This is a genomic window from Pseudomonas zanjanensis (genome assembly GCF_014268745.2).
Lineage (GTDB): Bacteria > Pseudomonadota > Gammaproteobacteria > Pseudomonadales > Pseudomonadaceae > Aquipseudomonas > Aquipseudomonas zanjanensis.
Genome location: NZ_JABWRB020000001.1, coordinates 157,610 through 183,734 on the forward strand (window position 1 = coordinate 157,610; position 26,125 = coordinate 183,734).

The 26,125-nt window shown below is 61.0% G+C and carries 23 protein-coding genes; 22 read left to right on the forward strand and 1 reads right to left on the reverse strand.

The window, feature by feature from the left end; all coding sequences use genetic code 11:
- Positions 1-54 precede the first annotated feature (54 nt).
- From bamA to ispD, 15 genes are all read left to right on the forward strand, one after another.
- The gene (bamA, locus tag HU715_RS00715) at positions 55-2,442 is read left to right on the forward strand and encodes an outer membrane protein assembly factor BamA (protein ID WP_186705501.1); all 2,388 of its coding nucleotides are present in this window, start codon (positions 55-57) and stop codon (positions 2,440-2,442) included.
- A gap of 45 nt (positions 2,443-2,487) precedes the next feature.
- Positions 2,488-2,991 (forward strand): OmpH/Skp family outer membrane protein, encoded by a 504-nt coding sequence (locus HU715_RS00720; protein ID WP_003184901.1) that lies wholly within the window; start codon positions 2,488-2,490, stop codon positions 2,989-2,991.
- Between the two features lie 3 nt (positions 2,992-2,994).
- On the forward strand, positions 2,995-4,050 hold the full coding sequence (gene lpxD / locus HU715_RS00725; protein WP_186705502.1) for a UDP-3-O-(3-hydroxymyristoyl)glucosamine N-acyltransferase: 1,056 nt from the start codon (positions 2,995-2,997) through the stop codon (positions 4,048-4,050).
- A 105-nt stretch (positions 4,051-4,155) separates the two neighbouring features.
- On the forward strand, positions 4,156-4,596 hold the full coding sequence (fabZ, locus tag HU715_RS00730; protein WP_003184897.1) for a 3-hydroxyacyl-ACP dehydratase FabZ: 441 nt from the start codon (positions 4,156-4,158) through the stop codon (positions 4,594-4,596).
- Positions 4,593-5,369, forward strand: coding sequence for an acyl-ACP--UDP-N-acetylglucosamine O-acyltransferase (gene lpxA / locus HU715_RS00735; protein ID WP_186705503.1), 777 nt, complete (start codon positions 4,593-4,595; stop codon positions 5,367-5,369). Before fabZ ends, lpxA begins: the two co-directional genes overlap by 4 nt.
- Before the next feature lie 2 nt (positions 5,370-5,371).
- Positions 5,372-6,502 carry a lipid-A-disaccharide synthase gene (lpxB, locus tag HU715_RS00740; RefSeq protein ID WP_186705504.1) on the forward strand — a complete coding sequence of 377 codons (1,131 nt, stop codon included), beginning with the start codon at positions 5,372-5,374 and terminating at the stop codon, positions 6,500-6,502.
- Positions 6,499-7,152, forward strand: a complete 654-nt coding sequence (gene rnhB, locus HU715_RS00745) for a ribonuclease HII (RefSeq protein ID WP_186705505.1) — start codon at positions 6,499-6,501, stop codon at positions 7,150-7,152. The genes lpxB and rnhB overlap by 4 nt, the downstream gene beginning before the upstream one ends.
- 190 nt (positions 7,153-7,342) lie before the next feature.
- Positions 7,343-10,864, forward strand: coding sequence for a DNA polymerase III subunit alpha (gene dnaE / locus HU715_RS00750; RefSeq protein ID WP_186705506.1), 3,522 nt, complete (start codon positions 7,343-7,345; stop codon positions 10,862-10,864).
- A 149-nt stretch (positions 10,865-11,013) separates the two neighbouring features.
- Positions 11,014-11,961: an acetyl-CoA carboxylase carboxyltransferase subunit alpha gene (locus HU715_RS00755; protein ID WP_053182408.1), complete on the forward strand. Its 948-nt coding sequence runs from the start codon at positions 11,014-11,016 to the stop codon at positions 11,959-11,961.
- Positions 11,962-12,111: 150 nt separating this feature from the next.
- Entirely contained in the window at positions 12,112-13,437 is a 1,326-nt protein-coding gene (gene tilS, locus HU715_RS00760; RefSeq protein WP_186705507.1) for a tRNA lysidine(34) synthetase TilS, read from the forward strand.
- A 274-nt stretch (positions 13,438-13,711) separates the two neighbouring features.
- Positions 13,712-15,343 (forward strand): CTP synthase, encoded by a 1,632-nt coding sequence (pyrG, locus tag HU715_RS00765; RefSeq protein WP_003184880.1) that lies wholly within the window; start codon positions 13,712-13,714, stop codon positions 15,341-15,343.
- Between the two features lie 4 nt (positions 15,344-15,347).
- Entirely contained in the window at positions 15,348-16,193 is an 846-nt protein-coding gene (kdsA, locus tag HU715_RS00770) for a 3-deoxy-8-phosphooctulonate synthase (protein WP_053118876.1), read from the forward strand.
- 205 nt (positions 16,194-16,398) lie between these two features.
- Entirely contained in the window at positions 16,399-17,688 is a 1,290-nt protein-coding gene (gene eno, locus HU715_RS00775; RefSeq protein WP_013692387.1) for a phosphopyruvate hydratase, read from the forward strand.
- A gap of 171 nt (positions 17,689-17,859) precedes the next feature.
- Positions 17,860-18,138, forward strand: a complete 279-nt coding sequence (ftsB, locus tag HU715_RS00780; protein WP_003184873.1) for a cell division protein FtsB — start codon at positions 17,860-17,862, stop codon at positions 18,136-18,138.
- Positions 18,135-18,842, forward strand: a complete 708-nt coding sequence (gene ispD / locus HU715_RS00785) for a 2-C-methyl-D-erythritol 4-phosphate cytidylyltransferase (RefSeq protein WP_186705508.1) — start codon at positions 18,135-18,137, stop codon at positions 18,840-18,842. Before ftsB ends, ispD begins: the two co-directional genes overlap by 4 nt.
- A 173-nt stretch (positions 18,843-19,015) precedes the next feature.
- Here ispD and HU715_RS00790 read toward each other — a convergent pair whose 3' ends face one another.
- Positions 19,016-19,912: a LysR substrate-binding domain-containing protein gene (locus HU715_RS00790; protein WP_186705509.1), complete on the reverse strand. Its 897-nt coding sequence runs from the start codon at positions 19,910-19,912 to the stop codon at positions 19,016-19,018.
- A gap of 107 nt (positions 19,913-20,019) precedes the next feature.
- On the opposite strand from HU715_RS00790, the gene HU715_RS00795 reads away from it, so the two are divergent.
- The 7 genes from HU715_RS00795 to HU715_RS00825 all read left to right on the forward strand — a co-directional run bounded on the left by HU715_RS00795 (position 20,020) and on the right by HU715_RS00825 (position 26,111).
- Positions 20,020-21,132 carry an S-(hydroxymethyl)glutathione dehydrogenase/class III alcohol dehydrogenase gene (locus HU715_RS00795; protein WP_186705510.1) on the forward strand — a complete coding sequence of 371 codons (1,113 nt, stop codon included), beginning with the start codon at positions 20,020-20,022 and terminating at the stop codon, positions 21,130-21,132.
- Positions 21,133-21,222: 90 nt separating this feature from the next.
- Positions 21,223-22,068, forward strand: coding sequence for an S-formylglutathione hydrolase (gene fghA, locus HU715_RS00800; protein ID WP_186705511.1), 846 nt, complete (start codon positions 21,223-21,225; stop codon positions 22,066-22,068).
- A gap of 43 nt (positions 22,069-22,111) precedes the next feature.
- Positions 22,112-22,585 (forward strand): 2-C-methyl-D-erythritol 2,4-cyclodiphosphate synthase, encoded by a 474-nt coding sequence (gene ispF, locus HU715_RS00805; protein WP_186705512.1) that lies wholly within the window; start codon positions 22,112-22,114, stop codon positions 22,583-22,585.
- Positions 22,582-23,640 carry a tRNA pseudouridine(13) synthase TruD gene (truD, locus tag HU715_RS00810; protein ID WP_186705513.1) on the forward strand — a complete coding sequence of 353 codons (1,059 nt, stop codon included), beginning with the start codon at positions 22,582-22,584 and terminating at the stop codon, positions 23,638-23,640. Before ispF ends, truD begins: the two co-directional genes overlap by 4 nt.
- Positions 23,628-24,377 carry a 5'/3'-nucleotidase SurE gene (gene surE, locus HU715_RS00815; protein WP_186705514.1) on the forward strand — a complete coding sequence of 250 codons (750 nt, stop codon included), beginning with the start codon at positions 23,628-23,630 and terminating at the stop codon, positions 24,375-24,377. Before truD ends, surE begins: the two co-directional genes overlap by 13 nt.
- 41 nt (positions 24,378-24,418) lie before the next feature.
- On the forward strand, positions 24,419-25,054 hold the full coding sequence (locus tag HU715_RS00820) for a protein-L-isoaspartate(D-aspartate) O-methyltransferase (RefSeq protein ID WP_170862085.1): 636 nt from the start codon (positions 24,419-24,421) through the stop codon (positions 25,052-25,054).
- A 211-nt stretch (positions 25,055-25,265) separates the two neighbouring features.
- The gene (locus tag HU715_RS00825; protein WP_186705515.1) at positions 25,266-26,111 is read left to right on the forward strand and encodes a peptidoglycan DD-metalloendopeptidase family protein; all 846 of its coding nucleotides are present in this window, start codon (positions 25,266-25,268) and stop codon (positions 26,109-26,111) included.
- Positions 26,112-26,125 lie beyond the last annotated feature (14 nt).

Below are 26,125 nucleotides of genomic sequence, written 5' to 3' on the forward strand. Positions count from 1 at the left end.
CTGCCGCATTTTGCGGCAGTTTGTTTATTGCCAGTTGGAATAAGAAAGGACTTCATGAAACGTCTGCTGCTAACTGCGGTTCTCACCGTATTGATGATCGCCGAAGTTCACGCCGAGTCCTTCACTATCTCTGATATTCGCGTCAACGGCCTCCAGCGGGTTTCCGCGGGTAGCGTCTTTGGTGCCTTGCCGTTGAACGTCGGCGAGCAGGCGGATGATCGGCGCCTGGTGGAATCCACGCGTGCGCTGTTCAAGACCGGCTTCTTTCAAGATATCCAGCTGGGCCGTGACGGCAATGTCCTGGTCATCACGGTAGTCGAGCGCCCGTCGGTCGCCAGTATCGAGATCGAAGGCAACAAGGCGATCTCCACTGAAGACCTGATGAAGGGCCTCAAGCAGTCCGGCCTGGCCGAAGGCGAGATCTTCCAGCGCGCCACCCTCGAAGGCGTGCGTAACGAGCTGCAACGCCAGTACGTCGCCCAGGGCCGCTACTCGGCCACCGTCGACACCGAAGTGGTGCCGCAGCCGCGCAACCGCGTCGGCCTGAAGGTCAACATCAACGAAGGCACCGTGGCGGCCATCCAGCACATCAACGTGGTGGGCAACACGGTTTTCCCGGATGAAGACCTGATCGACCTGTTCGAACTCAAGACCACCAACTGGCTGTCGTTCTTCAAGAACGATGACAAGTACGCCCGTGAAAAACTCTCCGGTGACCTGGAGCGCCTGCGTTCCTACTACCTGGACCGTGGCTACATCAACATGGACATCGCTTCGACCCAGGTGTCCATCACCCCGGACAAGAAGCACGTCTACATCACCGTCAACGTCAACGAAGGCGAGAAGTACACCGTTCGTGACGTCAAGCTCAGCGGTGACCTGAAGGTTCCCGAGGACCAGGTCAAGTCGCTGCTGCTGGTGCAGAAGGGCCAGGTATTCTCGCGCAAGCTGATGACCACCACGTCCGAGCTGATCACCCGCCGCCTGGGTAACGAGGGCTACACCTTCGCCAACGTCAGCGGCGTGCCGCAGCCGCACGATGAAGACCATACCGTCGACATCACCTTCGCCGTGGACCCTGGCAAGCGTGCCTACGTCAACCGCATCAACTTCCGTGGCAACACCAAGTCCGAGGACGAAGTGCTGCGCCGTGAAATGCGCCAGATGGAAGGTGGCTGGGCGTCGACCTACCTGATCGACCAGTCCAAGACCCGCCTGGAGCGCCTGGGCTTCTTCAAGGAAGTCAACGTCGAGACGCCGGCCGTGCCGGGCGTCGATGACCAGGTCGATGTGAACTACAGCGTCGAAGAGCAGGCTTCCGGTTCGATCACCGCCAGCGTCGGTTTCGCCCAGAGCGCCGGCCTGATCCTCGGTGGTTCGATCACCCAGAACAACTTCCTGGGTACCGGTAACAAGGTCAGCATCGGTTTGACCCGCAGCGAATACCAGACCCGCTACAACTTCGGTTTCGTGGACCCCTACTGGACCGCTGACGGCGTGAGCCTGGGCTACAACGCCTTCTACCGCACCACCGACTATGACGAACTCGATTCCGATGTCTCCAGCTATGCAGTAGACAGCTTGGGTGCCGGCGTCAACGTAGGTTATCCAATCAGCGAGACTTCGCGTCTTACATTCGGCCTCACCGCCCAGCAGGACGAGATCAGCACTGGCCGCTATACCGTTGACGAGATTTTCGATTTCGTCGATAAGGAAGGCGACAAATACCTGAACTTCAAAGCCTCTGTTGGTTGGTCTGAGTCGACCTTGAACAAGGGTGTGTTGGCAACCCGTGGCCGTTCCCAGAGCCTGGTATTGGAAACCACCACGCCTGGCAGCGACTTGTCGTTCTTCAAGCTCGACTACCGCGGCCAGCTGTTCCAGCCGCTGTCTGACAACTACACCATGCGCTTGCACACCGAGCTTGGTTATGGCGATGGTTACGGTTCGACCGATGGCCTGCCGTTCTACGAGAACTACTACGCCGGTGGTTTCAACTCGGTACGTGGCTTCAAGGACAGTACCTTAGGCCCACGCAGTACGCCGAGTCGCGGTGCAGCTGAGACTGGCAACCAGGGGACCATCCGGGACCCGGATCAGGATCCGCTGCCATTCGGTGGTAACGTCCTGATTCAGGGCGGGGTTGAATTGCTGTTCCCCATGCCGTTCGTCAAGGATCAGCGCTCCCTGCGTACCTCGGTATTCTGGGACGTGGGTAACGTATTCGACTCCAGTTGCGATAAACCTACCAACAACAATGGCACGTCATCCAACGCAGAGTGCAACGACATCAGCCTCAGCAACCTGGCCAGCTCCGTCGGTGTGGGCGTGACCTGGGTCACCGCACTGGGTCCTTTGAGCTTCGCGTTGGCGATGCCGATCAAGAAACCGGATGACGCTGAAACCCAAGTGTTCCAATTCTCCCTCGGCCAGACGTTCTAAGCGTCCGGCCCAAGATAACGACAATGGATTTTGTAGGAGTGCATCGTGCGTAAGTTGACTCAATTGGTTCTCCTGGCGACCGTACTGGTTGCCGGTCCGGCTTTTGCCGACATGAAGATTGCCGTGCTGAATTATCAGATGGCCCTGCTGGAATCCGACGCGGCGAAGAAATACGCCGTGGATGCCGAGAAAAAATTCGGCCCGCAACTGACCAAGCTCAAGGGCCTGGAAAGCAGCGCCAAGGGTATCCAGGACCGTCTGGTCGCCGGTGGCGACAAGATGGCCCAGGGTGAGCGCGAACGTCTGGAGCTTGAATTCAAGCAAAAGGCCCGTGACTTCCAGTTCCAGTCCAAGGAGCTGAACGAAGCCAAAGCTGTTGCCGACCGCGAAATGCTCAAGCAACTCAAGCCGAAACTCGACAGCGCTGTGGAAGAAGTCATCAAGAAAGGTGGTTTTGACCTGGTGTTCGAGCGTGGCGCAGTGATCGATGTCAAGCCTCAATACGACATCACGCGCCAAGTGATCGAGCGCATGAATCAGCTGAAGTAATCCATGACAGCGACTATCAAGCTCGGCCAGTTGGCCGAGTTCCTCGGCGCCACCCTGCGTGGCGACCCGGAGAAGGCAATTACTGGGCTAGCCACTTTGCAAGAGGCTGGCCCAGCTCAGTTGAGCTTTCTGGCAAATCCCCAGTACCGCAAGTATCTGGCTGACTGCCGGGCGGCTGCGTTGTTGCTCAAGGCTGCCGATGCCGATGGTTTTGCCGGCGATGCCTTGATCGTGCCCGATCCGTACCTGGCGTATGCCCGCATTTCCCATCTGTTCGATCCCAAGCCGACATCGGCCGCCGGTATTCATCCCAGCGCAGTGATCGCCGCAGATGCCGTGGTTGACCCCACGGCCAGCGTCGGCCCGTTCGTGGTCATCGAAAGCGCCGCCCGAATCGGTGCCGGCGTCACGCTGGGCGCCCATTGTGTCATTGGTGCGCGCAGCGAGATCGGCGAAGGCGGCTGGCTGGCGCCACGGGTTACCCTGTATCACGACGTGCGCATCGGCAAGCGGGTGGTGATCCAGTCCGGTGCCGTGCTGGGCGGTGAAGGGTTCGGTTTTGCCAACGAGAAGGGCATCTGGCAGAAGATCGCCCAGATCGGCGGTGTCACCATTGGCGATGACGTGGAGATCGGCGTCAACACTGCGATCGACCGCGGTGCCTTGGCCGACACGGTCATCGGCAATGGAGTCAAGCTCGACAACCAGATCCAGATCGCCCACAACGTCCAGGTCGGTGACCACACCGCCATGGCCGCCTGCGTGGGCATCTCCGGCAGCACCAAGATCGGCAAGCACTGCATGCTCGCCGGTGGCGTAGGCCTGGTGGGCCATATCGATATCTGTGACAACGTGTTCCTGACCGGGATGACCATGGTGACCCACTCGATTACCGAGCCAGGTGCCTATTCTTCCGGCACAGCCATGCAGCCGGCAGCCGAATGGCGCAAGAGCGCGGCGCGTATCCGCCAGCTCGACGACATCGCGCGGCGCCTCAAGCAGGTGGAAAAGCGTGTAGGGGACGTGACCCCTGGCGGTAATGCTTCATCAGATGGCTGATACCATTTCCATATCAAGTGTGCACAGCCGTTAGGGCATCTTGATTTGCTAGCGGAGTGCGCGTCACTCGTGCGCTCCCAATCTTTACATAGGCTTCCCCCCGAAATGATGGACATCAACGAGATTCGCGAATACCTGCCTCACCGTTACCCGTTCCTGCTGGTGGATCGGGTGGTGGATCTGGACGTTGAAGGCAAGCGCATTCGCGCCTATAAGAATGTCAGCATCAACGAGCCGTTCTTCAATGGTCACTTCCCCGCGCATCCAATCATGCCGGGCGTATTGATCATCGAGGCGATGGCCCAGGCTGCCGGGATCCTTGGTTTCAAAATGCTCGACGTAAAGCCTGCCGACGGCACGCTCTACTACTTCGTCGGTTCCGACAAGCTGCGCTTCCGCCAGCCGGTCACGCCGGGCGACCAATTGATCCTCGAAGCCAAGTTCATCAGCTGCAAGCGCCAGATCTGGAAGTTCGAATGCCAGGCTTCGGTCGACGGCAAGCCAGTCTGCTCCGCTGAAATCATCTGTGCGGAACGCAAACTATGAGTTTGATTGACCCTCGCGCAATCATCGATCCGACGGCCGTCCTGGCCGCCGATGTCGAGGTCGGCCCGTGGTCGATTATCGGCGCAGGTGTGGAAATCGGCGAGGGTACGGTGATCGGTCCCCACGTAATTCTCAAGGGACCGACCCGGATTGGTCGTCACAATCGCATCTACCAGTTTTCCTCGGTAGGCGAGGACACGCCCGATCTCAAGTACAAAGGTGAAGAAACCCGCCTGGTCATTGGCGATCACAACGTGATCCGCGAAGGCGTGACGATTCACCGTGGCACCGTCCAGGACCGTTCCGAAACGACCCTGGGCGACCACAACCTGATCATGGCTTACGCACACATCGGCCATGACAGCGTGATTGGCAACCATTGCATCCTGGTCAACAACACCGCGTTGGCCGGCCATGTGCACGTGGACGATTGGGCGATCCTGTCCGGGTTCACCCTGGTGCACCAGTATTGCCATATCGGCGCCCACAGCTTTTCTGGCATGGGCACCGCCATCGGCAAGGATGTCCCAGCCTATGTCACGGTGTTCGGCAACCCGGCCGAAGCCCGCAGCATGAACTTCGAAGGCATGCGCCGTCGGGGTTTCAGCGAAGAGGCGATTACCGCGCTGCGCCGTGCCTACAAAGTGGTGTACCGCCAGGGCCTGACCGTCGAGCAGGCGCTCGCCGAACTGGCCGAGGCGTCGGCACAGCACCCGGAAGTCGCGATTTTCCGCGATTCCATCCAGTCTTCGACCCGCGGCATCACTCGCTGACCATGGCTAACGTGCGCGTTGCACTGGTGGCGGGAGAGGCTTCCGGTGACATTCTGGGCGCGGGTCTGATGCGAGCGCTCAAGGCGCAGCACCCTGCGGTGGAATTCATCGGCGTCGGCGGGCCTTTGATGCAGGCCGAGGGCCTGACCTCCTATTTTCCGATGGAGCGCCTGTCGGTGATGGGCCTGGTGGAAGTGCTCGGTCGCCTGCGTGAGCTGCTGGCTCGACGCAAGAAGCTGATCCAGACCCTGATTGTCGAAAAACCGGATGTGTTCATCGGCATCGATGCGCCGGATTTCACCCTCAATATTGAACTCAAGTTGCGTCAGGCCGGGATCAAGACCGTGCACTACGTCAGCCCGTCGGTCTGGGCCTGGCGGCAGAAGCGCGTGCTGAAGATCCGCGAAGGCTGCGACCTGATGCTGACGCTGCTGCCGTTCGAGGCCCGCTTTTACGAAGAAAAGGGCGTGCCGGTGCGGTTTGTCGGGCACACCCTGGCCGACACCATTCCCCTGGAAGCGGACCGCGAGGCTGCTCGCCAGGCGTTGGGCCTGCCCGAAGGACCGCTGGTGGCCTTGATGCCCGGCAGTCGCGGTGGCGAAGTGAGTCGCCTGGGTGGCTTGTTCTTCGACACCGCCGAACGTCTTCTGGCGCTGCGCCCCGGTGTGCGGTTTGTCCTGCCGTGTGCCAGTGCCCAGCGTCGCGTCCAACTGGAAGCCTTGTTGGACGGTCGCGATTTGCCGGTGACGTTGCTCGACGGTCGCTCCCATGACGCACTGGCGGCCTGTGACGCCGTGTTGATTGCCTCCGGCACGGCTACCCTTGAGGCGTTGCTGTTCAAACGCCCGATGGTGGTCGCCTATCGCCTGGCGCCGCTGACGTTCTGGATTCTCAAGCGCATGGTCAAGAGCCCCTACGTCTCCTTGCCGAACCTGCTGGCCCAGCGTCTGTTGGTGCCGGAACTGCTGCAAGACGATGCGACCGCCGAGGCGCTGGCCACCACGCTGTTGCCCTTGATCGATGGCGGCGAGGAACAGACCCGGGGCTTTGACGAAATCCATCGTACCCTGCGTCGCGATGCCTCCAACCAGGCGGCTGACGCGGTACTGACCCTGATTGGCGCAAAACCATGAGCAACGTAAAGCTACAGATGGGCCTGGACTTCAACCTGGTCGCCGAAGTGGAAGAGCTGGTGGCCGGTGTCGATGAAGTGGGGCGCGGCCCTTTGTGTGGCGCGGTGGTGACGGCGGCGGTGATTCTCGACCCGAAGCGGCCAATCCTCGGCCTGAATGATTCGAAGAAACTCACGGAAGCCCGTCGCGAAAAACTCTACGACGAAATCTGCGAGAAGGCCCTGAGCTGGTGCATCGCCAGGGCCGAAGTCGAAGAAATCGATGAACTCAATATCCTGCACGCCACCATGCTCGCCATGCAGCGTGCCGTGCAAGGGCTGCATATCACGCCGAAGCTGGCGATGATCGATGGCAATCGCTGCCCGAAACTGTCGATGCGCGCCGAAGCGGTGATCCAGGGCGACGCCAAGGTGCCGGCCATTGCGGCGGCCTCGATCCTGGCGAAGGTCAGTCGCGACCGGGAAATGGCCGCCTTCGAATTGATTTACCCGGGGTATGGCATCGGTGGCCACAAGGGTTACCCGACCCCCGTTCATCTCGAAGCCCTGGCGCGCCTTGGGCCAACGCCGATTCATCGGCGATCGTTTGCCCCGGTGCGGCTGGCTTATGAGGCCCGTGATGGGTTGATCGAAAGCGAGGGGTTCACCTGATCGTGGCGAGGGAGCTTGCTCCCGCTGGGCTGCGCAGCAGCCCCCCCTTCTTATGGGCGCTTCGCACCCAAGCGGGAGCAAGCTCCCTCGCCACGGGTTCGAGTGGACAGCGCGGTTGCTGGCTGATGTTTTACCCAAGGCCCGGTACAATCCGGGCCTTGTTGTTTTCATGACTTAACGCAGGATCACTATGCCGGCTTCATTCGTTCATCTACGCCTGCACACTGAATACTCCCTGGTCGACGGTCTGGTGCGGATCAAGCCCCTGGTCAAGACCCTGGTGGGCATGAACATGCCTGCCGTGGCGGTCACCGACCAGAACAACATGTGTTCGCTGGTCAAGTTCTACAAGGCCGCCATGGGCGCCGGGATCAAGCCGATCTGTGGCGCCGACCTGTGGCTGTCGAACAAGGACCCGGACGCGCCGCTGAGCCGGATCAGCCTGTTGGTGATGAACGCCCTCGGTTATCGCAACCTCACCGAGTTGATCTCCCGCGGCTTTATCGACGGCCAGCGCAACGGCTCGATCATCATCGAGCGCGAGTGGGTGGCCGAGGCCAGCGAAGGGCTGATCATGCTGTCCGCGGCCAAGGAAGGTGAAATCGGCCTGGCCCTGCTCAGCGGCAACCCCGAGGAAGCCGAGACCCTGGCCCGCGACTGGATGGCGGTGTTTCCGGATCGCTTCTACATCGAAGTGCAGCGCACCAACCGTCCCAATGACGAAGAACACCTGCACGCCGCCGTGGCCTTGGCCGACAAGATCGGCGCGCCGCTGGTGGCGACCAACGATGTGCGGTTCATCAAGCAGGAAGATTTCGAAGCCCACGAAACACGGGTTTGCATCGGTGAGGGCCGCGCCCTCGACGACCCGCGTCGGTCAAAGAACTACAGCAATCAGCAATACCTCAAGAGCGCCGAGGAAATGGCCGAGTTGTTCAGCGACCTGCCCGAGGCGCTGGAAAACACCGTCGAGATCGCCAAGCGCTGCAACATCGACGTGAAGCTGGGCAAGCACTTCCTGCCCAACTTCCCGATTCCCGATGGCATGACCATCGATGAATATTTCCGCAAGGTGTCCTTCGACGGTCTCGAAGAGCGCCTTAGTGTCCTGTTGCCCAAGGACACCACCGAAGACTACGAAGCCAAGCGCCAGGTCTATGTCGATCGGTTGAATTTCGAACTGGATATCATCATCCAGATGGGCTTTCCCGGTTACTTCCTGATCGTGATGGACTTCATCCAGTGGGCCAAGAACAACGGCGTGCCGGTGGGTCCTGGCCGTGGATCGGGTGCCGGGTCCCTGGTGGCCTACGTGCAGAAGATCACCGACCTCGACCCGCTGGAATATGACCTGCTGTTCGAACGTTTCCTCAACCCGGAACGGGTCTCCATGCCCGACTTCGACGTCGACTTCTGCATGGACGGTCGCGACCGGGTGATCGACTACGTGGCCGAGAAGTACGGCCGCAACGCGGTGAGCCAGATCATCACCTTCGGTTCCATGGCCGCCAAGGCGGTGGTGCGTGACGTGGCGCGGGTGCAGGGCAAGTCCTACGGTTTGGCGGATCGTCTGTCGAAGATGATTCCGTTCGAAGTCGGCATGACCCTGGAGAAAGCCTACGAGCAGGAAGAAATCCTGCGGGACTTCATCAAGGTCGACGAAGAGGCCGCGGAAATCTGGGAGATGGCCCGCAAGCTCGAAGGCGTGGTGCGTAACGTCGGCAAGCACGCCGGTGGCGTGGTGATCGCGCCAACCAAGCTGACGGACTTCTCGCCGATCTATTGCGACGAAGAAGGCGACGGCCTGGTGACCCAGTTCGACAAGGACGACGTCGAGGCGGCAGGCCTGGTGAAGTTCGACTTCCTCGGCCTGCGGACCCTGACGATCATTGACTGGGCGCTGAAGACCATCAACCGCGACCGGGCCAAGGTCGGCGAAGAACCGCTGGACATTGCCTTCATCCCACTGGATGACAAGCCGACCTACAGCCTGTTGCAAAAAGCCGAAACCACGGCGGTGTTCCAGCTTGAATCCCGGGGCATGAAGGAGCTGATCAAAAAGCTCAAGCCCGACTGCCTGGAAGACCTTATTGCACTGGTGGCCCTGTTCCGTCCGGGGCCTCTGCAATCGGGCATGGTGGATGACTTCATCAACCGTAAGCACGGTCGCGCCGAGCTGGCCTACCCGCACTCGGATTATCAGTACGAAGGCTTGAAACCGGTGCTGGCACCGACCTACGGCATCATCCTGTATCAGGAACAGGTGATGCAGATTGCCCAGGTCATGGCCGGTTACACCCTCGGCGGCGCGGACATGCTGCGCCGGGCCATGGGTAAGAAAAAGCCCGAGGAAATGGCCAAGCAGCGCGGCGGTTTCATTGAAGGTTGCGCGACCAACGGCATCGACCCTGACCTGGCCGGTAACATTTTCGATCTGGTGGAAAAATTCGCCGGCTACGGCTTCAACAAATCCCACTCCGCCGCCTATGGCCTGGTGTCGTACCAGACCGCGTGGCTGAAAGCGCATTACCCGGCGCCGTTCATGGCGGCGGTACTGTCGGCGGATATGCACAACACCGACAAGGTCGTGACCTTGATCGAAGAAGTGCGAACCATGAAGCTGCGCCTCGACGCGCCGGACGTGAACGCTTCGGAGTTCAAGTTCACGGTGAACGACGAGGGCCGGATCATCTATGGCCTCGGCGCGATCAAGGGCGTGGGCGAGGGGCCGGTGGAAGCCATCACCGAAGCGCGCCAGGATGGGCCGTTCAAGGACCTGTTCGACTTCTGCGCCCGGGTCGACCTCAAACGCATCAACAAACGCACCCTCGACGGTTTGATCCGCAGTGGCGCCCTGGACCGGCTGGGCCCTTACTTCCACGACGAGCCAAAGGCCTACCAGGCCAACATCGACCGCAACCGCGCGGTCTTGCTGGCGGCGATGGAAGAGGCGATCAAGGCCGCCGAACAGACCGCCCGCACCCACGACAGCGGCCACGCCGACCTGTTTGGCGGGCTGTTCGTCGAGGAGGACGCCGATGTCTACGGCAACCATCGCAAGGCCAAGGAGCTGACCCTCAAGGAACGTCTCAAGGGTGAAAAAGACACCCTGGGCCTGTACCTGACCGGTCACCCGATCGACGAATACGAAGGCGAGATCCGCCGTTTCGCCCGCCAGCGCATCATTGACCTCAAGCCGGCGCGCGACACCCAGACCGTCGCCGGCATGATCATCGCCCTGCGGGTGATGAAGAACAAAAAGGGCGACAAGATGGGCTTCATCACCCTCGACGACCGCTCCGGGCGTATCGAGGCGTCACTGTTCGCCGATGCGTTCCATTCGGCGCAGTCGTTGTTGCAGACCGACGCGATGGTGGTGGTGGAAGGCGAGGTCAGTAACGATGACTTCTCCGGTGGCCTGCGGCTGCGGGTCAAGCGGGTGATGAGCATGGAAGATGCCCGCACCAACCTGGCCGAGAGCCTGCGCCTGAAGTTGCAGACCCAGGATCTGAAGGGCGATCAGCTACGCTGGTTGGGCGAGTTGTTCAAGCGCCATCGCGGTGCTTGCCCGATCACCATGGAGTACGTACGCCCCGATGCCAAGGCCGTGCTGCAGTTCGGCGAAGGCTGGCGGATCGATCCGGCGGATGCGTTGATTCAAGCCTTGCGTGACCAGTTCGGCAAAGACAACGTCTTCCTCCAATACCGTTGACGGCCAGGGGCCACTGTTGAAACCGGAAAGCCCCTGATCTCGACCCGAATTTTTAATCTCGACCTGAACGCGCCTCTCCCTTAAGGTAGGCGCGAATAGACAACCGGCCGGCCCAAGCTCTCTTGGACGTCGACCCTAGACGGACGCCTATGAACCCGAATTTTCTAGATTTCGAACAGCCGATCGCCGACCTGCAAGCCAAGATCGAAGAGTTGCGCTTGGTCGGTAATGACAATTCGCTGAATATCGGCGATGAAATCTCTCGTCTGCAGGACAAAAGCCGCACGCTGACCGAAGACATCTTTGGCAAGCTGACCAGTTGGCAGATTGCCCGCCTGGCGCGGCACCCTCGTCGTCCCTACACCCTGGACTACATCGACCACATCTTCACCGAGTTCGATGAGCTGCACGGCGACCGTCACTTCTCCGACGACGCCGCGATCGTCGGCGGCGTTGCCCGCCTGGACGACCAGCCGGTGATGGTCATCGGTCATCAGAAAGGTCGCGAAGTGCGTGAGAAGGTACGCCGCAACTTTGGCATGCCGCGTCCGGAAGGCTACCGCAAGGCGTGCCGCCTGATGGAAATGGCCGAGCGCTTCAAAATGCCGATCCTGACCTTCATCGACACCCCGGGTGCCTACCCAGGCATCGATGCCGAAGAGCGCAACCAGAGCGAAGCGATTGCCTGGAACCTGCGCGTCATGGCGCGCCTGAAAACCCCGATCATCGCCACCGTGATTGGCGAGGGCGGTTCCGGCGGTGCGTTGGCCATCGGTGTCTGCGACCAGCTGAACATGCTGCAATACTCCACTTACGCGGTGATCTCGCCGGAAGGCTGCGCCTCGATCCTGTGGAAAACCGCCGAAAAGGCGCCGGATGCCGCCGAAGCCATGGGCATTACCGCCGAGCGTCTCAAGGGGCTGGGCATCGTTGATAAAGTGATCAACGAGCCAGTGGGCGGCGCCCATCGCGACCCAGCCGCAGCCGCAGCGCTGATTCGTGCGGAGCTGAGTTCGCAGCTGTCGATGCTCAAGAAGTTCGACAACGACGCGCTGCTGACCCGTCGCTATGAGCGGTTGATGAGCTACGGTCTCTGATCTGACCAAGCCTCCAGCAGTTGTGGGGAGCCGATGTGGGAGCGGGCTTGCTCGCGAAAGCGGTTTAACATTCAGCCCATGTGTTGACTGATTTACCGCCTTCGCGAGCAAGCCCGCTCCCACATTTGATTTGTGCCAAGGCTGAGACCGATGAACGCAAGCAACGATCTGCCAAGCCGCCTGCTGGCCCAGCTCATTCCCTGGCGCAACGCCGCCACCTGGCGCATCGCCTTCTCCGGTGGTCTCGACTCCACCGTCCTGTTGCACCTGCTCGCGACCCTTTCGCAACACCACGCCTTGCCCGCGCTGAGCGCCATCCATGTGCATCACGGCCTTCAAGCTGTGGCCGATGCGTGGCCGGAGCATTGCCGTTCGGTCTGTGCGGCCCTGGGCGTGCCGTTGGACGTGGTGAATGTACACGTGCGTCCCGGCGCCAGTGTCGAGCGCGCTGCCCGCGAGGCGCGTTACGCCGCCTTCGTCGCGGCGATCGGCAGTCATGAAGTGCTGCTCACCGCCCAACATCGTGATGATCAGGCAGAGACCCTGTTGTTTCGCCTGCTGCGGGGGGCGGGGGTGAGGGGGCTGGCGGCGATGCCACGGCAGCGGCCATTGGGCCTGGGGCATCTGCTGCGGCCGTTGCTCGATGTGTCCCGCTTGGAGCTGGAAGCCTATGCGGCGCAGCAAGGCTTGAGCTGGATCGACGACCCGTCCAACGACGATCACCGGTACGCGCGCAATTACCTGCGCCAGCGGGTTTTTCCGATGCTGGCCGAGCACTGGCCGCAGGCCTCGTCAACGCTGGCTCGCGGCGCAGCGCACATGGGCGAGGCCCAAGGCTTGCTGGACGACTTGGCGCGGATCGACCTAGCCCAGGCCGCCACCCCGTGTGCGTTCGACTGGCTTGGGCTGCAATCCCTGGCGCTGGCGCCTTTGCGGGCGTTGTCGCCGGCCCGTCAGCGCAATGCCTTGAGCCACTGGCTGGCGCCGCTGACCCTGCTGCCCGACAGCGATCACTGGGCGAGCTGGGATTCGTTGCGCGATGCCGCGGACGATGCCCGGCCAGTCTGGCGCCTGGCCGGTGGCGAATTGCACCGGGCCGGCGGGCGGGTCTGGTGGTTATCCGACCACTGGCTGTCTTCGCCGCCAGGCGCCGTCGATTGGGCGGATCCGGCGGTTGCGCTGCGCTTGCCGGGCAATGGTCAGCTGGTGCTCAACGGCAAGCCGCCTGCGGGACCGCTTAGCGTGCGCTATCGTCAAGGCGGCGAAGTGATGGTGCTACCTGGCCGTGGTCATCGTGATCTCAAGCGTTTGCTCAACGAAAAGGGCGTGCCGGCGTTCGTTCGCGACCGATTGCCGCTGCTCTATCAGGGCGAGCAATTGCTGGCGGTGGCCAACCTGGCCGGCCTCGATGCACAGGCTGATGGCAGTTGGCAATTGATCTGGACGCCAGGAAACCAAGATCTGGGTTTGAGCTGAAAGGGGCTTTCCGGTAGACTACGCTCCCTTCTTGATACAACTTCTGTGGATTCGCCTGAATTGCAGGAGTTGCCGATTACCAAGCAGTCTTTGCTGGGCGATTCCAAAAAATGTGTAGCGAGCAACGTACCGGTGATTTCACTTCCGGTCTGTCCCAACGCGGCGGTTTTTTTGAAAGGTGCACTGTGATTAATGCAGGTGATCGGGGGCTTCGGCCTTCCTTCGCTTTCCCCGGCGGCTCGGACCGCTTTAACGCAGACTTCTAGGGTTTTTCATGACGCGCTACATATTCGTCACGGGCGGTGTTGTTTCTTCATTGGGGAAAGGCATTGCCTCGGCTTCATTGGCGGCCATCCTGGAGGCGCGGGGACTTAAGGTCACCATGCTCAAGCTGGACCCGTACATCAACGTCGACCCGGGCACCATGAGCCCGTTCCAGCACGGTGAAGTGTTCGTCACCCACGACGGCGCCGAGACCGACCTGGACCTGGGCCACTACGAGCGGTTCATCCGCACGACCATGACCCAGAACAACAACTTCACCACCGGTCGTGTCTATGAGCACGTCCTGCGCAAGGAGCGTCGTGGTGACTACCTGGGCGCGACCATCCAGGTCATTCCGCACATCACCGACGAAATCAAGCGCCGCATCATCAAGGGTGCCGGCGACGCCGACGTGGCGATGGTGGAAATCGGCGGTACCGTGGGCGATATCGAGTCCCAGCCGTTCCTCGAAGCCATCCGCCAGTTGCGTTTCGAAATCGGCGCCAAGCGCGCGATGCTGATGCACCTGACACTGGTGCCGTACATCGCCACCGCCGGCGAAACCAAGACCAAGCCTACCCAGCATTCCGTCAAGGAGCTGCGTTCCATCGGCCTGCAGCCGGACGTGCTGATCTGCCGCTCCGATCACCCGATCGACATTTCTTCGCGCCGCAAGATCGCCCAGTTCACCAACGTCGAAGAGCGCGCGGTCATCGGCCTGGAAGACGCCGACACCATCTACAAGATCCCGGGCATCCTGCATTCCCAAGGCCTGGACGATTTCGTCGTCGAGCGTTTCGGCCTGCAATGCGCCGGCGCCGACCTGTCCGAATGGGACGCCGTGGTCGATGCCAAGCTCAATCCGGAACACGAAGTCACCATCGCCATGGTCGGCAAGTACATGGAACTGCTGGACGCCTACAAGTCGCTGATCGAAGCGATGAGTCACGCCGGTATCAGCAACCGCACCAAGGTCAACCTGCGCTACATCGATTCCGAAGACATCGAGAACCAGGGCACCGGCCTGCTCGAAGGCGCCGATGCGATCCTCGTGCCGGGCGGCTTCGGCCTGCGGGGCGTGGAAGGCAAGATCACCGCCGTGCAATACGCTCGTGAAAACAAGGTGCCTTACCTGGGGATCTGCCTGGGCATGCAAGTGGCGGTCATCGAGTTCGCCCGTAACGTGCTGGGCTGGAAAGACGCCAACTCCACCGAATTCGATCGCGCCAGCGGCCACCCGGTCGTCGGCCTGATCACCGAGTGGGAAGATGCCACCGGCGCCGTGGAAGTGCGTACCGAAAGCTCGGACCTGGGCGGCACCATGCGTCTCGGTGCCCAGGAATGCCTGCTCGAAGCCGGCTCCAAGGTGCACGATTGCTACGCCAAGGATGTGATCGTCGAGCGTCACCGTCATCGCTACGAAGTGAACAACAACCTGCTGCCACAACTGATCGAGGCCGGCCTGAAGATTTCCGGTCGCTCCGGTGACGGCGCGCTGGTGGAAGTGGTCGAGTCCCCGGACCATCCATGGTTCGTCGCCTGCCAGTTCCACCCCGAGTTCACCTCGACGCCACGGGACGGTCATCCGTTGTTCAGCGGTTTCGTGAAGGCCGCTTTGGCTCAACACCAGAAAAAGGCATAAGACGATGGCCCAGAAAATCATCCGCGTCGGCGATATCGAGATTGCCAACGACAAGCCCATGGTGCTGTTCGGCGGCATGAACGTACTGGAAAGCCGCGACATGGCGATGCAGGTCTGCGAGGAGTACGTGAAGGTCACCCAGAAACTGGGGATCCCTTATGTGTTCAAGGCCAGTTTCGACAAGGCCAACCGCTCGTCCGTGACGTCCTACCGTGGCCCGGGCCTGGAAGAAGGCATGCGCATCTTCCAGGACATCAAGCAAGCCTTCGGCGTGCCGATCATCACCGACGTCCACGAGCCTGCCCAGGCCGCGGTCGTCGCCGAGGTCTGCGACATCATCCAGTTGCCGGCCTTCCTGTCGCGCCAGACCGACCTGGTGGTCGCGATGGCCAAGACTGGCGCGGTGATCAACATCAAGAAGGCCCAGTTCCTCGCGCCCCAGGAAATGAAACACATCCTGAGCAAGTGCGAAGAGGCTGGCAACGACCAGTTGATCCTCTGCGAGCGGGGTTCGAGCTTCGGCTACAACAACCTGGTGGTGGACATGCTCGGCTTCGGCATCATGAAGCAGTTCGAGTACCCGGTGTTCTTCGACGTGACCCACGCGCTGCAAATGCCTGGCGGTCGCTCCGATTCCGCGGGTGGTCGTCGTGCCCAGGTCACCGACCTGGCCAAGGCCGGTATCAGCCAGTCCCTGGCTGGCCTGTTCCTTGAAGCCCACCCTGACCCTGACAACGCAAAGTGCGACGGCCCTTGTGCCTTGCGCTTGAACAAGCTGGAACCTTTCCTGTCTCAGCTCAAGTCGCTGGATGAGCTGGTCAAGGGTTTTCCGACGATAGAAACCGCGTAACGCGGTTTTCTCCGGTAAAGTACCGCTCGATTATCGCTCTGGCCCGCTGGCCGCACTGCTCTTGTGGGAGCATGGCTTGCTGTGGCGAGGGAGCTTGCTCCCGCTGGAGCGCGAAGCGCTCCCATTCGGTCTCTTTTGGCTGAATCGCAACTGAGAGCGAGCACGTTTTCTGCAACGTCTAGTCAACTTTGGAGTGTTTACAACAATGGCAAAAATCGTCGACATCAAAGGTCGTGAAGTTCTCGACTCCCGTGGCAACCCCACTGTTGAAGCGGACGTGCTTCTCGACAACGGCATCATCGGCAGCGCGTGCGCGCCGTCCGGTGCTTCCACTGGCTCGCGCGAAGCGCTGGAGCTGCGTGATGGCGACAAGAGCCGTTACCTGGGCAAGGGCGTGCTCAAAGCCGTTGCCAACATCAACGGTCCGATCCGCGAACTCTTGCTGGGCAAGGATCCTGCCGACCAGAAAGCCCTCGATCACGCGATGATCAAGCTCGACGGTACCGAGAACAAAGCCACCCTGGGTGCCAACGCAATCCTCGCCGTGTCCCTGGCCGCCGCCAAGGCCGCCGCCCAGGACCAGGACTTGCCGCTGTACGCGCACATCGCCAACCTCAACGGTACTCCAGGTGTCTATTCGATGCCGGTGCCGATGATGAACATCATCAACGGCGGCGAGCATGCCGATAACAACGTCGACATCCAGGAATTCATGGTGCAGCCGGTTGGCGCCAAGACCTTCTCTGAAGGCCTGCGCATGGGCACCGAGATTTTCCATCACCTCAAGGCCGTGCTGAAAGCCCGTGGCCTGAGCACCGCCGTTGGCGACGAAGGCGGTTTCGCACCGAACCTGGCGTCCAACGAAGACGCGCTGAAAGTGATCTCCGAAGCCGTGGCCAATGCTGGCTACAAGCTGGGCACCGACGTCACCCTGGCCCTGGACTGCGCCGCCAGTGAGTTCTACGAAGACGGCAAGTACAACCTGTCCGGCGAAGGCCAGGTGTTCACCGCCGAAGGTTTCGCCGACTACCTCAAGGGCCTGACCGAACGCTACCCGATCATCTCCATCGAAGACGGCCTGGACGAGTCCGACTGGGCCGGCTGGAAAATCCTCACCGACAAGATCGGCGAGAAAACCCAACTGGTGGGTGACGACCTGTTCGTGACCAACACCAAGATCCTGAAAGAAGGCATCGACAAGAAGATCGCCAACTCGATCCTGATCAAGTTCAACCAGATCGGCACCCTGACCGAAACCCTGGAAGCCATCCAGATGGCCAAGGCTGCCGGCTACACCGCCGTGATCTCCCACCGCTCCGGTGAAACCGAAGATTCGACCATTGCCGACCTGGCCGTGGGCACCGCGGCAGGCCAGATCAAGACCGGTTCGCTGTGCCGCTCCGACCGCGTTTCCAAGTACAACCAACTGCTGCGTATCGAAGAGCAGTTGAATGGCAAGGCCAAGTACAACGGTCGCGCCGAGTTTCGCGGTTAAGCGGTAAATGGTAAAAAGACAGCGGGTTAGGTCGTAAAGGTCGCCATGACGGCGGTTTTGCCTCTAACCTGATGCCTTATCAAGCACAAGCCTGGGTTCTCCAGGCTTCGTGCTATCAGACGCTTCAAAGTTTGGCATGGCGGTCTTTTTTCACTGGATACCTGATATTCGATGCGCAGTCCCAATTGGTTGTTTCTTGTCTTGCTCCTGTTGCTGGCCGGCCTGCAGTACCGCCTGTGGGTGGGTAATGGCAGCCTGGCGCAAGTGGCCGACCTGACTCAGCAAATTGCCGATCAACACGCTGAGAACGAGGCGTTGCTGGAGCGTAATCGAGTGATGGACGCCGAAGTGACCGAGTTGAAAAAAGGCATGGAGACCGTTGAAGAACGGGCTCGCCATGAATTGGGCATGGTCAAGGAGGGCGAAACCCTCTACCAGTTGGCCCAATGAGCATTCGTCTACCGGCCTTCTGGGCCGTGATTCCCGCCGCGGGCGTTGGTGCCCGGATGGCCGCCGACCGTCCCAAGCAATACCTGCAGTTGGGCGGACGCACAATTCTTGAACACAGCCTCGGCTGTTTCCTCGATCACCCCACCGTCAAGGGCGTGGTGGTCAGCCTTGCCCACGACGATCCTTACTGGCCGACCCTGGCCTGTGCCAACGACACACGCATCCAGCGCGTCGACGGTGGCGAGCAACGTTCGGACTCGGTACTCAATGCCTTGTTGCATCTTCACGAGCAGGGCGCCGATGATTTCGATTGGGTGCTGGTGCACGACGCCGCCCGGCCCAACCTGTCCCGAGACGACTTGGACACATTGCTTAGCGAGTTGGCGAACGACCCGGTGGGCGGCCTGCTGGCCGTCCCGGCGCGCGACACCCTCAAGCGCGTCGACAAGCATGGCCGTGTGCTGGAAACCGTTGATCGCAGCGTGATCTGGCAAGCCTACACGCCGCAGATGTTCCGCCTCGGTGCCTTGCATCGGGCCCTGGCTGACAGCCTGGTGGCGGATGCGGTGATTACCGACGAAGCCTCTGCCATGGAATGGGCGGGGCAGGCGCCTCGGTTGATTGAAGGGCGCTCGGACAACATCAAGGTCACCCGGCCGGAAGACCTGGAGTGGTTGCGTCAGCGGTGGGCGAATCGTCGCTAGTAAATTCCTATCTATGTTCGAACACCGCGTCGCGCCCTTCGCGAGCAAGCCCGCTCCCACAATAGGTCTATGTTGATCATAAGAGTGTGGCCAGACACAGGGTCAATGTGGGAGCGGGCTTGCTCGCGAAGGCGATCATGCAGGCACCGGATAAACTCCGGGCAGAAACTGGCCTAACCCCGATATTCAGGCCGCTCAGCCAACCCCCCCTTCAAATAATCCACCAACTTGCGCACCTTCGGCGATAGGTGCCGCTGCTGCGGATACAGTGCCCAGACGGCCGTATTCGGCGGTTGATGCGCCTCCAGCAGTGAGATCAACGCACCGCTGTGCAGATGTTCCAGCACGTAATAGTCCGGCAATTGGCACAAGCCCACCCCTTGCAGCGCCGCGTCGAGCACCGCTTGCCCACTGTTGCAGCGCCAGTTCCCCTGGACTCGCTGGGAAAACTCCCGCCCGTTCTGCTCCAGTTGCCAGATGTCGGAGCTGCCGATCAGGCAATTGTGGCGGCTCAGCTCCGACACGCTATGGGGGCGGCCGTAGCGTTCCAGGTAGGAGGGTGAGGCGCACAGGTACATGCGTCGCGGTGCCAGGCGCGTGGCGACCAGGCGCGAGTCCTGCAAGCGGCCAAGGCGAATCGCCAGGTCCAGGCCCTCATGCACCAGATCCAGAGGGCGATTACTCAACTCGATGTCGACCCGCAGCTGCGGATAAAGCCCCATGAACCGTGTCACCAGCGGCACGATAAACCGCTCGCCATAGGCCACGGCACAGGTCATGCGCAGCATGCCCTTGGGCTCACTGGTCAGGTCGCCGACGGCTCGCAGTGCTTCCTCGCGTCCGTCCTGCAGGCGCTGGCAATGCTGCAAAAAGGTTTGTCCGGCTTCGGTCAGTGTCACGCGGCGGGTACTGCGGTAGAGCAAGCGCGTCTGTAGACGCTCTTCAAGCCGTACGATTTGTCGACTGATATGGGAAGACGACACCCCGAGGCGTTCGGCGGCGGCAGTGAATTGGCTGCATTCGGCCACGGCGACAAACTCGTCGATGCCTTCCCAGCGGTTATCAGACATGCAGGATTATCCCTATACAGCAATAATGTTTTGCTTTTGGCTGGATTATTCATTGTCCGGCGGAGGATTACACTCCCGGTCTTGTTTTTATTTGCTGGAGAATCCGGATGATCAAGTCGCGCGCTGCCGTTGCCTTCGAGGCCAAGAAACCCCTGGAAATCGTTGAAGTCGACGTGGCCATGCCCAAGGCGGGCGAAGTGCTGTTGCGCGTGGTGGCTTCCGGTGTTTGCCACACCGACGCCTACACCTTGTCGGGCGCTGACCCGGAAGGGATCTTCCCGTCGATCCTGGGCCATGAAGGCGGCGCCATTGTCGAAGCCATCGGCGAAGGCGTGACCTCGGTGGCGGTGGGTGACCATGTGATCCCGCTGTACACGCCGGAGTGCGGCCAGTGCAAGTTCTGCAAGTCGGGCAAGACCAACCTCTGCCAGGCGATTCGCGCCACCCAGGGCAAAGGCCTGATGCCGGACGGCACCTCGCGCTTTTCCTACAAGGGCGAGACGATTTTCCACTACATGGGCACCTCGACCTTTTCTGAATACACCGTGCTGCCAGAAATCTCCGTCGCCAAGATTCCAAAAGAAGCGCCGCTGGAAAAAGTCTGCCTGCTGGGTTGTGGCGTCACCACCGGCATCGGCGCGGTGCTCAACACTGCCAAGGTCAAGCCGGGTGACACCGTGGCGATCTTCGGCCTGGGCGGCATCGGCCTGTCGGCGGTGATCGGTGCCGTGAAGGCCAAGGCCGCGCGCATCATTGCCATCGACATCAACCCGGCCAAGTTCGAAATCGCCAAGCAACTGGGTGCCACCGATTGCGTCAACCCGAAAGACTTCGACCGTCCGATCCAGGAAGTCATCGTCGATATGACTGACGGCGGCGTGGACTTTTCCTTCGAGTGCATCGGCAATGTCCAGTTGATGCGTGCCGCCCTGGAGTGCTGCCACAAAGGCTGGGGCGAGTCGGTGATCATCGGCGTGGCCGGGGCCGGCCAGGAAATCGCCACCCGTCCATTCCAGTTGGTAACCGGGCGCGTCTGGCGCGGTTCGGCCTTTGGCGGCGTGCGTGGTCGCAGCGAGTTGCCAAGCTACGTGGAAATGGCCGGGAAGGGCGAGATCCCGCTGGATACCTTCATCACCCACACCATGGGCCTGGAAGATATCAACAAGGCATTCGACCTGATGCATGAAGGCAAGAGCATCCGTACCGTCATTCATTTTTAAGGAGCAGCGGCAAGCTACAAGCTACAAGCTGCAAGTGGGCATGCTCCTCTCTTGCAGCTTAAAGCTTGCCGCTTGCAGCTGAGGTGAAGAATGAACCTCGAAAATATCTCTTGCCAGAAAAGCTTCGGCGGCTGGCACAAGCGTTACCGGCACCGTTCCGACGTGCTCGGTTGTGACATGGTGTTTGCCGTGTACCTGCCGCCGCAAGCGGAGCAGGGCGGCAAGTTGCCGGTGCTGTATTGGCTGTCCGGGCTGACCTGCACCGACGAGAACTTCATGCAAAAGGCCGGCGCCCAGCGCATGGCCGCCGAGCTGGGCCTGATCATTGTCGCGCCGGACACCAGCCCCCGCGGCGCCGACGTGCCCGGCGACCCGGACAATGCCTGGGACTTCGGCCTGGGGGCAGGTTTTTATCTGAACGCCACGCAGGATCCGTGGGCGCGGCACTATCGGATGCATGACTACGTGGTGCAGGAATTGCCGGCGCTGGTCGAAGCGCATTTCCCGGCTTCGGACAAACGCGGCATCAGCGGTCACTCCATGGGCGGCCACGGCGCGCTGGTCTGCGCCTTGCGCAACCCGGGGCGTTACCGTTCGGTGTCGGCCTTTTCGCCGATCAACAACCCGATGGATTGCCCTTGGGGCCAGAAGGCTTTCTCCCGTTATCTGGGAGAGGACCGCTCGAAATGGCGGGAATGGGATGCCTGTGCATTGATTGCCGAGGCGCAGGAGAAGCTGCCATTGCTGGTGGACCAGGGTGATCGCGATGATTTCCTGGCCAACCAACTCAAGCCCGAAGCGTTGCAACAGGCGGCCAAATCCGCCGATCATCCGTTGGAGCTGCGCCTGCAACCAGGCTACGACCACAGCTACTTCTTCATCGCCAGCTTCATTGACGACCACTTGCAGCATCATGCGCGCGCTCTAAACGCCTAATGCAGGTAGAATCACGCCCTGACAAAAATCGGGGCGTTTTTTTATGCGTATTGGCCACGGCTACGATGTTCACCGTTTCGCTGAAGGCGACTTCATTACTCTGGGCGGCGTGCGGATCGCACACGGCTTCGGGCTGCTCGCGCATTCTGACGGTGATGTCCTGCTGCACGCCTTGAGCGATGCACTGCTCGGTGCCGCAGCCCTGGGTGACATCGGCAAGCACTTCCCCGACACCGACCCGCAATTCAAGGGTGCCGACAGCCGTGTGCTGTTGCGCCATGTGGTCGCGCTGATCCACGCCAAGGGCTGGAAAGTCGGCAATGTCGATAACACCATCGTGGCCCAGTCCCCAAAAATGGCCCCGCACATCGAGGCGATGCGCCAGTTGATCGCCGAGGATCTTCAAGTTGAGTTGGACCAAGTGAACGTGAAAGCCACCACCACCGAGAAGCTGGGTTTCGTCGGTCGCGAAGAAGGCATTGCCGTCCACTCCGTTGCCTTGTTGCTGCGCCCATGACCGAACTGGAATTGTTGGGGCCGCGGGCCTACGGCGAGTCGTTGGGCAGTGCGGTACTCAAGGCCAGCGCTGAAGATTTCCAGGTCGATGAAGTGCTCGATATCCCGTTGACCGGCGATGGCGAACACTTGTGGATCTGGGTTGAAAAACGCGGCTTGAATACCGAAGAGGCCGCCCGTCGAATCGCCAAGGCCGCCGGCGTGCCGTTGCGCACCGTCAGCTATGCCGGGCTCAAGGACCGTCAGGCCCTGACCCGCCAATGGTTCAGTGTGCAATTGCCAGGCAAGGCCGATCCCGACTTGTCGGCGGCAGAGAACGACACGCTGAAAATCCTCAAGACCGTACGCCATCGGCGCAAGCTGCAACGCGGTGCGCACTCGGCCAATGGCTTTACCTTGCGCCTGACTCAACTCAAGGGCGACGTGGCGGCGATCGACGCGCGGCTGCAACAGATTGCCCGCCAGGGAATCCCCAATTATTTTGGCGCCCAGCGCTTCGGCCATGATGGCGGCAATGTCGTCGATGCCCGTGCCTGGGCCGCGCGCAAGGCGTTGCCGGAACAGCGCAATGTGCGCTCGCGGCTGTTGTCCACCGCCCGCAGTTTCCTGTTCAACCGGGTGCTGGCGGCGCGGGTCGCCGACGGGACCTGGCAGCGTGCCCAGGTAGGCGACCTGCTCGCCTTCACCGACAGCCGCAGTTTTTTCCCCGCCGGGGAGGCTGAGTGCAGCGATCCGCGCCTGGCGATTCTCGACCTGCACCCGACCGGGCCGCAGTGGGGCGAAGGACCTTCGCCCGCCGCTGGCGTGGTCTTCGAGTTGGAGCAGGCTATCGCCGAAGGCGAAGCGGATTTGCGCGACTGGTTGATAAACGCGGGAATGAGTCACGAACGTCGCATCCTGCGACTGCCCATTGGCGGGCTGTCGTGGCATTATCCCGAGCCTGACATTCTGCAACTGGAATTCGTCCTGCCGGCCGGATGTTTCGCCACTGTCTTGGTGCGCGAACTCGTCGATCTGGTGCCGGTGGGGCAGACGGACAGCCCATGCGTATTCTGATTTCTAACGACGACGGGGTGACAGCACCCGGTCTTGCCGCGCTTTATGCTGCGCTGGCGGATTTTGCCGAGTGCGTGGTCATCGCCCCGGACCAGGACAAAAGCGGCGCCAGCAGCTCGCTGACGCTCGACCGTCCTTTGCATCCCTGCTATCTGGACAACGGCTTCATCAGCCTCAACGGCACCCCAACCGATTGCGTGCACCTGGGCCTCAATGGCTTGCTGGAGCGTGAGCCGGACATGGTGGCCTCGGGCATCAACCTGGGGGCCAACCTGGGGGATGACGTGTTGTATTCCGGCACGGTTGCCGCTGCCCTGGAAGGTCGCTTCCTGGAAAAGCCGTCGTTCGCCTTTTCGTTCGTTTCCCGGCAGGTCGATAACTTGCCGACCGCGGCCTACTTCGCCCGTAAACTGGTCGAAGCCCATGGCGAGTTGGACTTGCCGCCACGCACGGTACTGAACGTGAACATCCCCAACCTGCCGCTCGATCACATCCGTGGCATCCAACTCACGCGCCTGGGCCATCGTGCCCGCGCCGCCAAACCGATGCACGTCGTCGACCCGCGCGGCAAGGCCGGTTACTGGATCGCCGCCGCCGGTGATGCCGAGGATGGCGGGCCGGGTACTGATTTCCATGCGGTGATGCAAGGTTATGTCTCGATCACGCCGTTGCAACTCGACCGTACCTTCAACGATGCCTTCCGAAGTCTCGATGGCTGGCTGGAGGGGCTGCGCTGATGGCTCGTGAGCAAGACGATATGCTGCGCCGTGGAATCGGCATGACCTCCCAGCGCACCCGTGAACGACTGATCCAGCGTCTCTACGAAGAAGGCTTGTCCAACGCCCAAGTGTTGGAGGTGATCCGCCGCACGCCGCGGCATCTGTTCGTCGATGAAGCCCTGGCCCATCGCGCCTATGAAGACACGGCGTTGCCGATTGGCCACAACCAGACCATTTCCCAGCCGTACATGGTGGCCCGCATGAGCGAGTTGCTGCTGGAGGCGGGACCGCTGGACAAGGTGATGGAGATCGGCACCGGTTCGGGTTACCAGACGGCGGTGTTGTCGCAACTGGTCGAGCGGGTGTTTTCCGTGGAGCGGATCAAGGTCCTGCAGGATCGCGCCAAGGAACGCCTGGTGGAGCTGAACCTGCGCAACGTGGTGTTTCGTTGGGGCGATGGCTGGGAAGGTTGGCCGGCCTTGGCGCCCTACAACGGCATCATCGTCACCGCCGTGGCCACCGACGTGCCTCAAGCCCTGTTGGATCAGCTCGCCCCCGGTGGACGGCTGGTCATCCCGGTGGGCGCCGGCGAGGTTCAGCAACTGATGCTGATCGTGCGCGAAGAACACGGTTTTTCGCGACACGTCCTGGGGGCGGTTCGGTTTGTGCCGTTACTCAATGGGCCGTTGGCCTGAGCATTTATATACAGACGCTGAATTCCGTGGCCACGCCTGTGTCTTACAGCGGGATCGATTCGCTGAACAGAGCCCAATGGCGTCGAGCAAACGTGTGCGGTGGTGAGTTGCGCTTCATTAATAGAGGCGCAGTCGTCGCCAGCTATATTTGTATGAACGCTGCCTGGACAGGCAGCCTCCAATTTTTCAGCCACCACAAAGGGAGCGGCGGGTGAGTCTCACAGTCATTGCGCAGCGTATGGGTATCACGAGCTTTCAGCGCCTGGTGACTGGCCTTGTCTTGAGCACTTTGCTGGTCGGTTGTTCCAGTACGCCGTCGAGCAATGTCCGGGTTGTCGATCGCAACAGCGCAACACCTCAACGTCCTACGGTAACGACCGGCCAATATGTAGTCCGTCGCGGCGATACGCTGTTTTCCATCGCTTTTCGCTACGGCTGGGACTACAAGGCCCTCGCGGCACGGAACAACATTCCTGCGCCTTATACGATTCACCCCGGTCAGACGATTCGTTTCGATGGCCGTAGCGGTTCAACGCCTACCGCGGTGGTGACGCAGTCGGGTTCGACGCCTTCGTCGTCGAGCAAAACCACGGTCATCCGCCGGCCAGCGGGGGCTGGAACGGCTGTAGTACCGTCCGTCGCGAGCAAACCGACCCCTGCTCCGATGCCTCCCGCAGGCCCCGCCCCGACAGGCTGGGGATGGCCTTCTAATGGCGTTCTCATTGGAAAATTCTCTTCAAACGGTAGTTTGAATAAAGGAATTGATATCGCCGGGGATTTGGGACAGCCTGTTTTAGCTGCGTCTGATGGCACGGTTGTGTACGCCGGGAGTGGTTTGAGGGGCTACGGCGAACTCGTCATCATCAAACACAGCGATACCTACGTCAGTGCCTACGGTCACAACCGCAGGCTGTTGGTTCGGGAGGGGCAGCAGGTCAAGGTCGGACAGACAATTGCCGAAATGGGATCAACGGGAACAGACCGGGTGAAACTGCATTTTGAGATTCGCCGGCAAGGTAAACCAGTCGATCCGCTGCAATTCCTGCCACGTCGTTGATTTGATTGTCAGCC

Bases quoted from the DNA above. Each gene is read 5' to 3' on its own strand.
- bamA (WP_186705501.1), top strand. From the start codon at position 55: ATGAAACGTCTGCTGCTAACTGCGGTTCTCACCGTATTGATGATCGCC.
- lpxD (WP_186705502.1), top strand. From the start codon at position 2,995: ATGACAGCGACTATCAAGCTCGGCCAGTTGGCCGAGTTCCTCGGCGCC.
- fabZ (WP_003184897.1), top strand. From the start codon at position 4,156: ATGATGGACATCAACGAGATTCGCGAATACCTGCCTCACCGTTACCCG.
- lpxA (WP_186705503.1), top strand. From the start codon at position 4,593: ATGAGTTTGATTGACCCTCGCGCAATCATCGATCCGACGGCCGTCCTG.
- lpxB (WP_186705504.1), top strand. From the start codon at position 5,372: ATGGCTAACGTGCGCGTTGCACTGGTGGCGGGAGAGGCTTCCGGTGAC.
- rnhB (WP_186705505.1), top strand. From the start codon at position 6,499: ATGAGCAACGTAAAGCTACAGATGGGCCTGGACTTCAACCTGGTCGCC.
- dnaE (WP_186705506.1), top strand. From the start codon at position 7,343: ATGCCGGCTTCATTCGTTCATCTACGCCTGCACACTGAATACTCCCTG.
- HU715_RS00755 (WP_053182408.1), top strand. From the start codon at position 11,014: ATGAACCCGAATTTTCTAGATTTCGAACAGCCGATCGCCGACCTGCAA.
- tilS (WP_186705507.1), top strand. From the start codon at position 12,112: ATGAACGCAAGCAACGATCTGCCAAGCCGCCTGCTGGCCCAGCTCATT.
- pyrG (WP_003184880.1), top strand. From the start codon at position 13,712: ATGACGCGCTACATATTCGTCACGGGCGGTGTTGTTTCTTCATTGGGG.
- kdsA (WP_053118876.1), top strand. From the start codon at position 15,348: ATGGCCCAGAAAATCATCCGCGTCGGCGATATCGAGATTGCCAACGAC.
- eno (WP_013692387.1), top strand. From the start codon at position 16,399: ATGGCAAAAATCGTCGACATCAAAGGTCGTGAAGTTCTCGACTCCCGT.
- ftsB (WP_003184873.1), top strand. From the start codon at position 17,860: ATGCGCAGTCCCAATTGGTTGTTTCTTGTCTTGCTCCTGTTGCTGGCC.
- ispD (WP_186705508.1), top strand. From the start codon at position 18,135: ATGAGCATTCGTCTACCGGCCTTCTGGGCCGTGATTCCCGCCGCGGGC.
- HU715_RS00790 (WP_186705509.1), bottom strand. From the start codon at position 19,912: ATGTCTGATAACCGCTGGGAAGGCATCGACGAGTTTGTCGCCGTGGCC.
- HU715_RS00795 (WP_186705510.1), top strand. From the start codon at position 20,020: ATGATCAAGTCGCGCGCTGCCGTTGCCTTCGAGGCCAAGAAACCCCTG.
- fghA (WP_186705511.1), top strand. From the start codon at position 21,223: ATGAACCTCGAAAATATCTCTTGCCAGAAAAGCTTCGGCGGCTGGCAC.
- ispF (WP_186705512.1), top strand. From the start codon at position 22,112: ATGCGTATTGGCCACGGCTACGATGTTCACCGTTTCGCTGAAGGCGAC.
- truD (WP_186705513.1), top strand. From the start codon at position 22,582: ATGACCGAACTGGAATTGTTGGGGCCGCGGGCCTACGGCGAGTCGTTG.
- surE (WP_186705514.1), top strand. From the start codon at position 23,628: ATGCGTATTCTGATTTCTAACGACGACGGGGTGACAGCACCCGGTCTT.
- HU715_RS00820 (WP_170862085.1), top strand. From the start codon at position 24,419: ATGACCTCCCAGCGCACCCGTGAACGACTGATCCAGCGTCTCTACGAA.